The sequence below is a fragment of the Curtobacterium sp. C2H10 genome (genome assembly GCF_025407985.1).
GTDB lineage: Bacteria > Actinomycetota > Actinomycetes > Actinomycetales > Microbacteriaceae > Curtobacterium.
Window position 1 is genome coordinate 151,046 of sequence record NZ_JABXGF010000003.1, and the last position, 13,296, is coordinate 164,341.

General features: G+C 71.8%; 13 protein-coding genes and 1 rRNA gene. 2 read left to right on the plus strand and 12 right to left on the minus strand.

Annotated features, from left to right (window positions below; all coding sequences use genetic code 11):
• Window positions 1–35: 35 nt before the first annotated feature.
• A complete protein-coding gene (locus tag HWD93_RS03120; protein WP_306576880.1) occupies window positions 36–1,067 on the plus strand; it encodes an LLM class flavin-dependent oxidoreductase in 1,032 nt (343 codons plus the stop codon).
• Window positions 1,068–1,074: 7 nt separating this feature from the next.
• On the opposite strand, the gene HWD93_RS03125 is transcribed toward HWD93_RS03120, so the two are convergent.
• Window positions 1,075–1,614, minus strand: a complete 540-nt coding sequence (locus tag HWD93_RS03125; RefSeq protein ID WP_308202933.1) for an ASCH domain-containing protein — start codon at window positions 1,612–1,614, stop codon at window positions 1,075–1,077.
• A 91-nt stretch (window positions 1,615–1,705) separates the two neighbouring features.
• Here HWD93_RS03125 and HWD93_RS03130 point away from each other — a divergent pair, with 91 nt between their 5' ends.
• Complete coding sequence (locus tag HWD93_RS03130) at window positions 1,706–2,185, plus strand: DUF2510 domain-containing protein (RefSeq protein ID WP_261646005.1); 480 nt, start codon at window positions 1,706–1,708, stop codon at window positions 2,183–2,185.
• Between the two features lie 51 nt (window positions 2,186–2,236).
• Here the strand turns inward: HWD93_RS03130 and HWD93_RS03135 are convergent, their stop codons facing one another.
• The 11 genes from HWD93_RS03135 to rrf form a co-directional block, all read right to left on the minus strand.
• Window positions 2,237–3,250: a site-specific tyrosine recombinase XerD gene (locus tag HWD93_RS03135; protein ID WP_229085528.1), complete on the minus strand. Its 1,014-nt coding sequence runs from the start codon at window positions 3,248–3,250 to the stop codon at window positions 2,237–2,239.
• A 32-nt stretch (window positions 3,251–3,282) separates the two neighbouring features.
• Window positions 3,283–3,864 carry a DUF1349 domain-containing protein gene (locus tag HWD93_RS03140; RefSeq protein WP_261646006.1) on the minus strand — a complete coding sequence of 194 codons (582 nt, stop codon included), beginning with the start codon at window positions 3,862–3,864 and terminating at the stop codon, window positions 3,283–3,285.
• Window positions 3,861–4,436: an NUDIX hydrolase gene (locus HWD93_RS03145; RefSeq protein WP_229085520.1), complete on the minus strand. Its 576-nt coding sequence runs from the start codon at window positions 4,434–4,436 to the stop codon at window positions 3,861–3,863. Before HWD93_RS03145 ends, HWD93_RS03140 begins: the two co-directional genes overlap by 4 nt.
• A gap of 95 nt (window positions 4,437–4,531) precedes the next feature.
• Complete coding sequence (locus tag HWD93_RS03150) at window positions 4,532–6,247, minus strand: CTP synthase (RefSeq protein ID WP_070417896.1); 1,716 nt, start codon at window positions 6,245–6,247, stop codon at window positions 4,532–4,534.
• A 173-nt stretch (window positions 6,248–6,420) separates the two neighbouring features.
• A complete protein-coding gene (recN, locus tag HWD93_RS03155; RefSeq protein ID WP_261646007.1) occupies window positions 6,421–8,115 on the minus strand; it encodes a DNA repair protein RecN in 1,695 nt (564 codons plus the stop codon).
• A complete protein-coding gene (locus HWD93_RS03160) occupies window positions 8,112–9,038 on the minus strand; it encodes an NAD kinase (protein WP_070417894.1) in 927 nt (308 codons plus the stop codon). The genes recN and HWD93_RS03160 overlap by 4 nt, the downstream gene beginning before the upstream one ends.
• Complete coding sequence (locus HWD93_RS03165) at window positions 9,035–9,880, minus strand: TlyA family RNA methyltransferase (RefSeq protein ID WP_229085522.1); 846 nt, start codon at window positions 9,878–9,880, stop codon at window positions 9,035–9,037. The genes HWD93_RS03160 and HWD93_RS03165 overlap by 4 nt, the downstream gene beginning before the upstream one ends.
• A complete protein-coding gene (locus HWD93_RS03170; protein WP_139199341.1) occupies window positions 9,873–10,082 on the minus strand; it encodes a hypothetical protein in 210 nt (69 codons plus the stop codon). The genes HWD93_RS03165 and HWD93_RS03170 overlap by 8 nt, the downstream gene beginning before the upstream one ends.
• A gap of 10 nt (window positions 10,083–10,092) precedes the next feature.
• Window positions 10,093–11,070 carry an HAD-IIA family hydrolase gene (locus HWD93_RS03175; RefSeq protein ID WP_261646008.1) on the minus strand — a complete coding sequence of 326 codons (978 nt, stop codon included), beginning with the start codon at window positions 11,068–11,070 and terminating at the stop codon, window positions 10,093–10,095.
• A gap of 25 nt (window positions 11,071–11,095) precedes the next feature.
• Window positions 11,096–11,836 (minus strand): hypothetical protein, encoded by a 741-nt coding sequence (locus tag HWD93_RS03180; protein ID WP_261646009.1) that lies wholly within the window; start codon window positions 11,834–11,836, stop codon window positions 11,096–11,098.
• Window positions 11,837–13,223: 1,387 nt separating this feature from the next.
• Window positions 13,224–13,296, minus strand: a 5S ribosomal RNA gene (gene rrf, locus HWD93_RS03185); the annotation flags it as partial.

The window sequence follows — 13,296 nt, forward strand, 5'->3', positions numbered from 1 at the left end:
GGAATGGCCGTGCTGTCGGATGCGTTCGTATCGACATGACGAAGATCGGGTTCCTGTCGTTCGGACACTGGCGCGACGTGCCGGGGTCGAAGGTGCGCAGCGGTCGTGAGGCCTTGGTTCAAGCGATCGACCTCGCGGTCGCCGCCGAGGAGGCGGGCGTCGACGGCGCGTACTTCCGCGTCCACCACTTCGCGCCCCAGCAGGCGGCGCCCTTCCCGTTGCTCTCCGCGATCGCAGCGAAGACCAGCCGCATCGAGATCGGCACCGGCGTCATCGACATGCGCTACGAGAACCCGCTGTACATGGCGGAGGAGGCGGCTGCGACCGACCTCATCTCCGGCGGTCGGCTGCAGCTCGGCGTCTCACGGGGCTCACCCGAGACCACCCTCGCCGGTTACCAGCAGTTCGGCTACGTGCCGGACGCCTCCGACGAGAACGGCGGGGACATGGCGCGGGCGCACACGTCGGTGTTCCGGCGGGCGATCGCCGGTGAACCGATGGCGAACGCGAACCCGCAGATGACCGGCTCGGTCGGGTCCCTGCCGATCTCGCCGCTCTCCGGCTCGCTCGGCGACCGTATCTGGTGGGGCGCCGGCACCCGGGCCACCGCGGAGTGGACGGCCGAGCAGGGCATGAACCTCATGTCGTCGACCCTGCTGACCGAGGACACCGGTGTGCCGTTCGACGAGCTCCAGGCCGAGCAGATCGAACGCTTCCGTCGGGTCTGGGCCGAGTCCGGCTGGGAGCGGACCCCTCGGGTCGCGGTGTCCCGCAGCATCATCCCGATCATCGACGACGAGTCGCGGCACTACTTCGGTGTCCGGGCTCAGGTCGAGGGCCAGGACCAGGTCGGGCACCTCGACGGCGGGCTCGCACGGTTCGGCCGGTCGTACATCGGGTCGCCGGAGGACCTGGTGGCCGAGCTCGCGGCGGACCAGGCCGTGCGGGCTGCCGACACCGTGCTCGTCACCGTGCCGAACCAGCTCGGCGTCGAGTTCAACGCCCGGCTCCTCGCCTCGGTCAAGGACGTCATGCGCGAGGTGGACGCGGCGCCCGTCCCGGCCTGACGGGCGGTCAGGCGACGGCGGTCGGGTCCGGTGCCGGCCGGGTCGTCGCCGGTGCGGGCGGGGACGTCGCCGGTGCGGGCGGGGTCGTCGCCGGTGCGGGCCAGACGAGCCGGAAGCGTTCGCAGACGACCGGCATCCGCGGATCGAACCCGCGCGGGTCCTCCGAGTGCGCGCGCCAGTACGCCTCGTGCACCCGACGCCAGTGCGCGAGCGTCCGGTCGCCCTCCCCCTCGGCCCGGGCGTGGTCCGCATCGACCTCGTCGAAGGGGACGATCCGGACGCTCGTCGTCTCGACGACCGCCCGCGGTGCCCCGGTGGAGTCCGTGACGATGCCGATGTCCCCGACCTCCGGCACGCGGTCCCCGGACGCCTCGTAGTCCCAGAACGACGACGCCGTCCCGTCCTTCACCCCGCGCAGCACGAGGTCGAGCAGATCGTCCGCTTGCGCCGGCGTCGCGCCGAACGACCACGCCTCCGGCAGGGCCGTCGGCAACTCCGGTCGCTCGTCGCGCCGGTCACGCCAGAAGTCGTCGAGCGTCGAGGTCACCCGCTCGACGCTACTGCACGCGGGTGGTCCCCCTTCCTGCCGACACCCGGGCTGGGACTGTGGCCGCTTCCCGCACTCCCGTAGCGTCGACGTGCACCTTCCCACGCACCCCGAGGAGCACCCCGTGACGCTGCCGGCCGCCGGCTGGTTCCCCGATCCGCAGGACGCGAGCCGCCTGCGCTGGTGGGACGGGCGTGCCTGGGGAGCGGCGACACGGGTGCTGCCGAGCCGGACCGAGCCGATCGTCCCGGTGGTCGTCGCGCCCGTCGGACCGTCCTTCTCGGTGCAGCCGGCGGCGATCCGGACGCGTTCCTGGGCGTCCGGGGGCTCCGGCGTCCACCGGTTCAGTGCGTTCTCGACCCTGGCGGTGCTGCTCGCGGCGGCCTCCGTGGTGGTGAACCCCTGGGGAGCGAGCAGCGCGGCGGCGATCGTGGCGGGGCTGCTCGGCGTCGTGTGGCCCGGGGCGACCGGGGGCTGGCGGGTGCTGGCGCGCAGTGCTTCGGCGAGCGCCCTGGTCCTCGCGGTGGCGACGGCTGCCGTGGCGGCGTCCGCACAGTTCCACGTGCTCTGACCTCGTGAGCAGGAACGGTCGGGTGCCGTCAGGCGACCCGACCGTTCCTGCTCACGAAGTACGCCGCGCCCGCGGGTGCGCCGTCTGGTACACGTCCCGCAACATGTCCGCCGTCACCATCGTGTAGATCTGCGTCGTCGCCACGCTCGCGTGCCCGAGCAGCTCCTGCACGACCCGCACGTCCGCTCCCCCCTCGAGCAGGTGCGTCGCGAACGAGTGCCGGAACGTGTGCGGCGACACGTGCTCGGAGAGCTCCGCACGCTCCGCTGCCGCCTGGATCACGAGCCACGCACTCTGCCGTGACAGCCGTGCGCCCCGGGCGCCGAGGAACAGCGCCGGCGTCGACGCTCCCCGTGCAGCGAACACCGGCCGCGCCCGCACGAGGTACGCGTCGATCGCCGCCCGCGCGAAACTGCCGAGCGGCACCACCCGCTGCTTGTTGCCCTTGCCGGTGACCTTGACGACGGACAGCCCGTCGTCGAGGTCACCGGAGCCGTCGGACAGCGTCGTCACGTCGTCGACCGAGAGCCCGACGGCCTCCGAGATGCGCGCTCCCGTGGCGTAGAGGAGTTCGAGCAACGCCCGGTCCCGCAGGCCCACGAGGTCGTCGGCGGCACCGTCGGGCGACCCGGCGGACGCGGCCCCGAGCAACCGCTCCATGTCGTGCACGGAGATCGCCTTCGGCAGCCGCATCGGGGCCTTCGGCGGCCGCACGGACGCGCCGGGGTCGAGCTGGAGCCACCCCTCGCCGGCGGCGAACGCGGTGAACGACCGCACCGAGCTGAGCATGCGCGCCACCGACCTCGGCGCGAGCGGGCCGGACGGTCGGGTGGCGAGGTGCTCGACGAACCCCGCGAGGTCCGCGCGCGCGATCCTCCCGACGTCGTCGAGCACCGCCGATCCACCGGCACGGTCGGCGCCGTCCGACTCCACGATCGGAGCGGACGCGAGCCATTCCGCGAACGTCAGCAGGTCCCGCCGGTAGGCCGACAGCGTGTGCTGCGAGAGGCCCCGCTCGATCGCGATGTGCCGCAGGTACGTCTCCGTGGCACGTTCGAACGGGATCACCCCACGAGGCTAGCGCCGCTCGGGGAGCGTCAGTGCAGCGACCCGTCCGGCTCCCCCACGCGGAACCCGGTGAAGGCGACGGTCAGTCCCGGGCGGGACGGTGCCGCACAGAGCAGCCCCGCCGACACGGGGGCATCGGGGTCGAGGTACGCCACCCGCACGAGCCGCGGCGGCTCGTCGTCCGCCCACGCCCGGATCGTCACGGCATCGCCGTCGCGGCTGGCCCGGACCGTGACGACCCGCCCGGTCCACTCCGGCACGGGGGCCACTGACCAGTCCGACGCATCGCGGGTGACGACGGCTCCGACCTGGGGCGTCCCGTCGGCGAACTCGACGCCGGCCTTGATCCAGTTCCGCTCGTCGACCCGCAGGAACACCCCCGCCTGGTCGAACTGCTCCGTGTAGTCGAGCACGAACGACACCTCGACCGAGAACGCCCCGTCGACCGGGCGGAGCAGCGCGTGCTCGGAGTCGTGCACGAAGCCGTACGAGGTGGTGCGCCAGGCGTCACTGCCCTCGACGGCCGTCACCCGCAGGACGTCGCCGTCGAGCGTGGCCGCAGCGGGCTCGTGCGTCCACTGCCCCTGGTCGAGCAGCGCCGCGAGGCTCACGCCGCGCGCCGCTCGAGCGCGTCCACCGCGAGCACGGCCACGACGAGCCCGGAGTTGTGCAGCCGACCGTCGAGGATCGCCTCCACCAGCTCGGCCCGGGGCACCCACCGCTTCACGATGTCGGCCTCTTCCGCTTCGCGGTCGAACGCCGTCGCGGTCGCGCGCACCCCACGGGCGCGGTAGATCTGCAGGAACTCGTCGCTGCCGCCGGACGAGGTGTTGTAGGTGACGAGGGGCTCCCAGTCGTCGGCCTCGAGGTCGGCCTCCTCCGCCAGCTCGCGCTGTGCCGCGGTCAGGTGGTCCTCGCCCGCCATGTCGAGCAGCCCCGCCGGCAGCTCCCAGTCGCGCATCCGCACCGGGTGCCGGTACTGCTGGATGACGAGCACGCGGCCCTCGTCGTCCTCGGCGTAGACCGCGACGGCACCGGTGTGGTCGATGTACTCCCGGACCATCGTCTCGTCGTGGTACGCGATGCTGTCGCGGCGCACGTCCCAGACGGCGCCCTCGTACACGACGGTGGACTCGGTGACCTCGAACGAGGCGGGTTCGTCAGCGATGGGTGCGTCAGTCACGCGACCATCCTGGCACGCGCCTCCGACGCCACCCCATGGCAGACGGGAGGCGCGGTGCCAGCTGGCACCGCGCCTCCAGTCAGAGACCACTCGCGTTACGCGACCTGCTCCTCTTCCTGCGGGTCGAAGAGGCTCGACGCCTCGTGCCGCTCGATCGCGGCACCGACGAGCCCCGCGAACAGCGGGTGCGCGTCCGTCGGACGCGAGCGCAGCTCGGGGTGCGCCTGCGTGGCGATGTAGAACGGGTGCACCTCGCGCGGCAGCTCGACGTACTCCACCAGCGTGCCGTCGGGCGACGTGCCCGAGAACACCAGGCCGGCGTCCGCGATCTGCTCGCGGTACTTGTTGTTCACCTCGTAGCGGTGACGGTGCCGCTCGGACGCCTCGGGAGCCCCGTACAGCGACGCCGCGAGCGACCCCTCGGTGAACGTCGCCGGGTAGAGGCCGAGGCGCATGGTCCCGCCGAGGTCGCCGCCCGCGATGATGTCCACCTGCTCCGCCATGGTCGCGATGACCGGCGTCGAGGTCTCCGGGTCGAACTCGGTGCTCGACGCGTCGGTCAGGCCGACCTCGTGCCGGGCGTACTCGATGACCATGCACTGCAGGCCGAGGCACAGGCCGAGCGTCGGGATGCCCTGCTCACGCGCGAACCGCAGTGCGCCGAGCTTGCCCTCGATGCCGCGCACGCCGAACCCACCAGGGATGCAGATGCCGTCGACGTCGCCGAGCTGCTTCGCCGCGCCCTCGGGCGTGGTGCAGTCGTCGGACACGACCCACTTCAGCGTGACCTTCGCGTCGTGCGCGAAGCCACCCGCACGGAGCGCCTCGGTGACCGACAGGTACGCGTCCGGCAGGTCGATGTACTTGCCGACCAGGGCGATCGTGACGTCCTTCTTCGGCTCGTGCACGGCACGCAGGACCGGGGTCCACGAGGTCCAGTCGACCGGCCCCGCCGCGAGCCCGAGCGCGTCGACGATGACCTGGTCGAGGCCCTGGTTGTTCAGCAGCGTCGGGAGGTCGTAGATCGATGGCACGTCGACCGCGTTCACCACGGCGTCCTCGTCGACGTCGCACATGAGCGCGATCTTCTTCTTGTTCGAATCCGACACCGGACGGTCGCTCCGCAGGACCAGCGCGTCCGGCTGGATGCCGATCGAGCGGAGCGCGGCCACCGAGTGCTGCGTCGGCTTCGTCTTCTGCTCGCCCGAGGCGTTCATGAACGGGACGAGCGACACGTGCACGAAGAACACGTTGTTGCGGCCGAGCTCGTGGCGGACCTGCCGCGCCGACTCGATGAAGGGCTGGGACTCGATGTCGCCGACCGTGCCGCCGACCTCGGTGATGATGACGTCGGGCTGCGGGTCGTTCTGCGCCTGCTCGCGCATCCGACGCTTGATCTCGTCGGTGATGTGCGGGATGACCTGCACGGTGTCGCCGAGGTACTCGCCCCGACGCTCCTTCGCGATCACCGTCGAGTAGACCTGGCCGGTCGTGACGTTCGCGGACTGCGACAGGTTGATGTCGAGGAAGCGCTCGTAGTGCCCGATGTCGAGGTCCGTCTCCGCGCCGTCGTCGGTCACGAAGACCTCGCCGTGCTGGAACGGGTTCATGGTGCCCGGGTCCACGTTGAGGTACGGGTCGAGCTTCTGCATGACGACCTTGAGGCCGCGAGCCGTGAGGAGGTTGCCGAGGCTGGCCGCCGTCAGGCCCTTGCCGAGGGACGAGACGACCCCGCCGGTCACGAAGATCTGCTTCGTCACCTTCGGGGTCGCGTTCGAAGAATTGGTTCCGCCGCTGAGAGTGTCCGCCACGGGATTCCATCGTACGTCAGAACTGCCAGGAGGCGCGACCTCGGTTCGCCGTGGGCGTTGCGTCGGGCGTGTGGCCGGGTCTCCGGGCCGTGGTCGCGCCGTGCGGCGAGGCCCGCCGCACGGTGCGAGGCGGGCGCGAGCCGCGCCTCCTGGATCGGCGTGCGGCGACGCGATCAGGCCTTCTGGCCGGCGACGTCGAGCAGCTCGCGCGCGTGCTCCATGCCGCTGGCGCTGTCCCCGAGCCCGGACAGGAGCCGCGCCATCTCCTGCAGACGGTCCTCGCCCTCGAGGCGACGGACGCTCGACGAGGTGACCGCCCCGCTGGCGTCCTTCACGACGTTGAGGTGGTTGTTCGCGAACGCCGCGACCTGCGCCAGGTGCGTCACGACGATGACCTGCGTGCGTTCCGCGAGCTTCGCCAGACGACGACCGATCTCGATGGCCGCCGCACCGCCGACGCCGGCGTCGACCTCGTCGAAGACGAACGTCGGCACCGTCGTGCTGCCCGCCATGACCACCTCGATCGCCAGCATGACGCGGGAGAGCTCGCCACCCGACGCACCCTTGCCGATCGGCCGCGGGTCGGTACCGGAGTGCGGCTGCAGCAGGATCGACACCTGGTCGCGGCCGTGGCGCCGGTAGTCGCCCGCGTCCGAGACCTCGACCACGAGGGTCGCCCCGGCCATCGCGAGGGACTTCAGCTCCGCGGTGACGCGCTTGGCGAGGTCCTTCGCGGCCTTGGTCCGTGCCGTCGTCAGGGCCGCGGCGGCGCCGGCGAGCGTCTGCTCGTCCTGCTCGACCGCCTGCTGCAGCGCCACGATGCGGTCGTCGTCGCCGTCCAGTTCGAGCAGCCGATCACTCGCGCGCTGCCCGTAGGCGATCACGTCGTCGACGGTCTCGCCGTACTTGCGCGTGAGGCCGGCGAGCAGGGCCCGCCGCTCGTTGATGAGTTCGAGGTCGTGGCCGGCGTCGGGCTCGAGCGAGCCGAGGTAGCTCGACAGGCTCGCGGAGGCCTCGGACGCCTGGATGCCGAGCTCCGTGAGCTGCTCGAGCACGGGCTGCAGTTCGGCGTCGGACGCCGCGACTCGCTCGATCGCCCGGCGAGCGGACTCGACGAGGCCCACGACGTCCTGCACGCCGTCGAGCGACTCGCTCGAGAGGGCTTCGTGCGCGAGGCCCGCGGACAACCGGAGTTCTTCGAGGTTCCCCAAGCGCTCGGCACGGTCGGCCAGCTCGACGTCTTCGCCGGGCTGCGGATCCGCCGCTTCGATCTCGTCGGACGCCGCGCGGATGCGTTCGGCCTCGGCCACCCGGTCGTCACGGTCACGGGTGAGGGTCTCGAGTTCGCCGGTGTGCTGCTGCCAGGTGTCGTAGGCCCGCACGTACGCCGCGAGGACCTTCTCGAGCGCCGGACCGCCGAAGCCGTCGAGTGCGGCACGCTGAGCCGTCGCCGAGGTCAGCCGGATCTGGTCCGACTGTCCGTGCACGGTGACCAGCTGGTCCGCGAGCTCGCCGAGCACCGCGACGGGAGCGCTGCGGCCACCGACGGTCGCACGGCTGCGACCTTCGGCGGAGACCGTGCGCGTCAGGATGAGCTCGCCGTCCTCGACGATGCCACCGGCGTCCTCGACACGTTCGGCGACGGCGTCGTGCTCGGGCACGTGCCAGCGCCCCTCGACCACGGCGGTCGACGCGCCGCGGCGGACGGACCCCGCGTCGGCACGGGCGCCGAGGAGCAGCCCGAGCGCGGTCACGATCATCGTCTTGCCCGCACCGGTCTCACCGGTCACCACGGTGAAGCCGGGGCCGAGCTCGAGGGTGGTCTCGCCGATGACCCCGAGGTCGGAGATGGAGATCTCCTCGATCACAGGGTGTCCTCGTCGTCCTGCTGCGGGCCGCGCCACCCGGCGACGGGGAGCTGGAACTTCGCCACGAGCCGGTCGGTGAACGGGGCGTCCTTGAGGCGGGCCACACGCACCGGGTCCGGCGAGCGCCGGACCTCGACGCGGGCGCCCGGAGGGAGGTCGTGCGTGCGTCGACCGTCGCACCACAGGACGCCGACACCGCTCGTGCGACGCAGCACCTCGATCGCGAGGGTGCAGTCCGGGCCGACCACGATCGGCCGCGCGAAGAGGGCGTGGGCGCTCAGCGGCACCATGAGGAGCGCGTCGACGTCGGGCCAGACGATCGGCCCGCCCCCGGAGAACGAGTAGGCCGTGGAACCGGTCGGGGTCGACACGACCACACCGTCGCAGCCGAACGAGGACAGCGGGCGGCCGTCGACCTCGGTCACGACCTCGAGCATGCGTTCCCGGGAGGCCTTCTCGATGGTCGCCTCGTTGAGCGCCCAGGACGAGTAGACGACCTCGTTGCCGACGACGACGTCCACCTGCAGGGTGACGCGTTCCTCGACGTGGTACTCGCCGGACAGGGCTCGTTCGACCGTCGCCCGGAGCCCGTCCCGCTCGCTCTCGGCGAGGAACCCGACGTGTCCGAGGTTGACGCCGACGATCGGGGCGCCCGTCCCGCGCACGAGCTCGGCCGCGCGGAGGATCGTGCCGTCGCCACCGAGCACGATGACGATCTCGAGCTGGTCGGCCTGGACGTCGACGCCGAGGATGTCGACCTGCCCGACCGAGGCTTCGGCGCGGCGGATGTCGGCGTACTCGTCGAACGGCATGACCGGGACGAGACCGGCGGCGTGCAGGAGGTCGCAGACCTCGACCGCAGCGTCGATCGAGTCGCGGCGGCCCGTGTGGGACACCAGGAGGATGTGCCGGTCGTCGCTCATGCCGTCCCTTCCGTCAGTTCGGTCGCCCGGACGATCCATTCTGTCGGATTGGTACCGACATCCCGCTGGAAACGCGCCAGGTACTCGTGGTTGCCGTGCGTGCCGACGATCGGCGACGCCGCGAGCCCCGAGGTGCCCAGACCGAGGTCCCACGCTGCCCAGAGGACGTTCATGAGCGCGTCGTTCCGGAGCGCCGGGTCACGGACGATGCCCTCACGGACACCACCGCGGCCGACCTCGAACTGCGGCTTCACGAGCAGGACGAAGTCGTCGGCGGGGACGGACTCGACCAGCGCCGGCAGGACGAGCCGGAGCGAGATGAACGACAGGTCCCCCACCACGAGGCTCGTCTCGGCCGCGGCGGGGTCGAGCGCGAGGTAGGCCTCGGCCGTGAGGTTGCGCGCGTTCGTGCCCTCGACGACGGCGACACGGGAGTCGAGCGCCACCAGGGGGTCGAGCTGCCCGTGCCCGACGTCGAGCGCCACCACGCGTCGTGCGCCGCGGCTCAGGAGCACCTGGGTGAACCCTCCGGTGCTCGCACCGACGTCGAGCGCGACACGGTCCGACGGATCGACGCCGAACGTGTCGAGCGCGCCGAGGAGCTTCAGCGCAGCGCGCGAGACCCATTCGTCCGCACCGGCGACGTGGATCGGGGCCGATGGCCGCACCGGCGCCGACGGCTTGACGATCGCGGTGCCGGCGACGGTCACGCGGCCGTCCTGGATCAGTTTCGACGCTGCCGTGCGGGACTTCGCGAGCCCGCGGGAAGCGAGGAGCGCATCGAGCCGGACGGGCCGTTCGTCCTGCAGTGTCTCGTCGCCGTTGCCGTGCTCGTCAGGCACTCGTGCTGCCGCCGCTCTCGAGACGGGTCCGCAGTTCGTCGTGCAGCGCGGAGAACGCATCGGCGCGCTCGGCCAGCGGCAGCGATTCGGCCGCGGCGGTGCGCTGCCCGAAGTCGTCCGTCACGGCATGGTCGTCCGTCCGCACCTGGTCCGGATCGCCCGGGCGGGCGTCACGCTCGGGGTCCCGCTCGTCGTTCGACACCTCGGTCACGCTACTCGCCGCCGTACAGCTTCGGGTCGACGTCGAGCCCGTAGATCGCGAGCCCGGACTCCCAGATGAGGGCGGTCCCGGCGCGGAGCAGGTCGATCGCGTCGCCGTCGTCGAGCACCCGCACGACGTGGCCGCGCATCGCCACCGTGACGGCACCGACCGTGGCGTAGCGGGTACCGTCCGGGTCTTCCCGCCGGATGGTCACCGGGTAGGGCTCGGACAGGCCACGGAGGTCGTCGAGGATGTACGTGGGACGCGAACGTTGGTCGGCCGCGAGCACCTGCTTGGCCTTGTCGATCCCGGTGAGGACGAGGACGCTGGGGATGCCGGCGTCGTTCGCGCCCTTGATGTCCGTGTCGAGGCGGTCGCCGATGAACAACGGGCGCTCACCACCGAAGCGCGCGAGGGCTGCGTCGAAGATCGGCCGCTCGGGCTTGCCGGCGACCACGGGCATCCGACCGACGGCCTGGTGCACGGCGGACACGAGCGTGCCGTTGCCGGGCGCGATGCCGCGCTCGACCGGGATCGACCAGTCCATGTTCGTCGCGACCCACGGCACGTCCGGGTCGGCCAGGGCGAAGGACGCCTCGGCGAGGTGCGTCCACCCGAGGTCCGGGGAGAACCCCTGGATGACCGCCGCCGGCGAGTCCTCGGCGCTGGACGTCACGGTGAAGCCCGCTGCCTCGACGATGCTGGTCAGCCCCAGACCACCCGTGACGAGCACCGTCGCACCCGCGGGGACGAGCGTCTCGAGCAGCCGGACGCCCGCCTGCGACGAAGTCACCACGTCGTCCTCGGACACCTCGAGCCCGTACCGCTCGAGGTGCTCCGCGACGTCGACGGGGCGGCGCGATGCGTTGTTCGTGATGTAGCCGACGCGCGCGGTCAGGGAGGCGCGGGTCAGCGCCTCGACCGCGTGCGGGATCGCGTTGCGGCCGCGGTACACGACCCCGTCGAGGTCGGTGAGGACGACGTCCACACCGTCCGTCGGCGGCTTCGGCGCGTCAGTCGGCTGCGGACCCGTCGACGTCGGAGGGGTTGTCGTCGTCGATCTCGCCGGGCTCGTCTCCGGCCGGTTCGTCGTCGTCGGGCTCGTCACCGAGGGGCTCGTCGGCGAGCTCGGCGTCGGGCTCGTCGTCGACGGCTCCGGCGAACTCGTCTGCGGGTCCTTCGACTTCGAGCGTTTCCTCGACCACATCAACTGTCTCCCAAGCGTTCTCGTCGGCGACCTCGGCCAGGGCCGCTGCCGCACGATCGACACGGGCCCACCACTCGTCGGCCTCGTCCTGGCGGCCGAGCTCCTCGAGCGTGGCCGCGTAAGCACTGTAGAGCGCCGGGGACCAGCTGTAGGCAGTGGACGGGTCGAGCTGTGGAATCTCCAGCTCGCCGAGTGCGGCTGTGGGATTCCCGAGGTCGAGGCGCGCACCGGACATGGCGATGGCGAGCTCGACCTGCACGGCCGTGTCCAGCGCCGCGCGGTCGACGGACCGGCCGAGCTCGAGCGCCCGCTCGGGACGGCCGAGACCACGCTCGCAGTCGACCATCATCGGCAGCTGGTCGTTCCGGCCCGAGATGCGTCGGTAGGTCCGGAGCTCTCGCAGCGCCGTCGCGAAGTCACCGAGGCGGTACGCCGTGATGGCCGCCGTCTCACGGACGACGCCGACCCGGCCGGCTCGACGAGCCGCGCTCAGTGCGTGCTGGTTCGCGGTCTCGGGGTCCTCGTCGACCAGGAGTGCCGCGGCCACGAGGTGACGGGCGACCCAGTCGGCGTTGTCCTTGCTGAGCGTCTTGAGCTCCGCCCGGGCGACCTTGTCGAGATCGCGTGCCTGGATGTCCTCGGGGATCTCCGGGTCCTCGTGGCGGGGGCGGATCGACTTGGTGCCGTAGGGGTCGCGGTCCTCCCAGTCGTCCCGCGAGGCCTCGCCGAACCGCGCACCGGCGTGACGGCTGCCGTCGCCGAAGCGCTGACGATCGTCGCGGCCGCCGCGGTCACGGTCCTGGCCGCCGCGGAACGGACGGTCCCCGTCACGACGGGGTCGGTCGCCGTCACGGGCGGGACGGTCCGAGCGGAACGGACGGTCCCCGTCACGACGGGGTCGGTCGCCATCGCGAGCCGGACGGTCCGAGCGGAACGGGCGGTCGCCATCACGAGCGGGACGGTCCGACCGGAACGAACGGTCACCATCACGACGCGGACGGTCATCGCCACCACGGAACGGGCGGTCACCATCGCGACGCGGACGGTCGGTACCCCCACGGAACGAACGGTCGCCATCACGAGCGGGGCGATCCGACCGGAACGGACGGTCGCCATCACGAGCCGGACGGTCCGACCGGAACGGACGGTCACCATCACGAGCAGGACGGTCCGACCGGAACGGACGGTCACCGTCACGACGCGGACGGTCGTCGCCACCACGGAACGGACGGTCCCCGTCACGACGCGGACGATCCCCATCGCGAGCCGGACGGTCCGACCGGAACGGACGGTCGCCATCACGACGAGGACGGTCGGAACCCCCACGGAACGGGCGATCCCCGTCACGAGCAGGACGATCCGAGCCGCGCGGACCGTCACCACGAGGAGGACGACTCGAGTCGTCACGGTCACCACGCCAGGCGGGCCGCCGGCCACCATCGCGGAACGGACGATCGCCGTCCCGGTAGGAGCGCGCCCCGTCACGGGACGGACCAGCATCCCGAGCAGGACGATCCCCATCGCGCCGGGGAGCGTCGCGCCGGGGAGCATCGCGCCGGTCGCCCTCGCGGCGCTCGAAGTCGCGCGGCCCGGACGACCAACGGTTCCCACCGTCACGCCGAGGGGACCGGTCGCCATCCCGACCTCGTCGGTCTCCACGATCGCCGTCGTTCCGCCGCTGATCGTCGTCGTTCGCCACCGTTACTCCTCATTGCGTGCCCGAGCGCTCGCCCAGGCCATCGTCCGCTGTGTCGTTGTGTGTGTCGGCGCCGCACTGTCCCGCCCGTGCGCGTGTACCCAGTCCATCACGAACGAGCGCACGAGTCGAGCGAGGTGCGGCAGAAACAGAAGTAGCCACCGGCCTCCCGAGAACGAGGGTCTCCCCTACGAGTTCTCGATGGAGGGCCGATGGCCACATCTTCTTACTAAATTGAGTCCGGCGGCGTCCTACTCTCCCACAAGGTCCCCCTTGCAGTACCATCGGCGCTGAGAGGCTTAGCTTCCGGG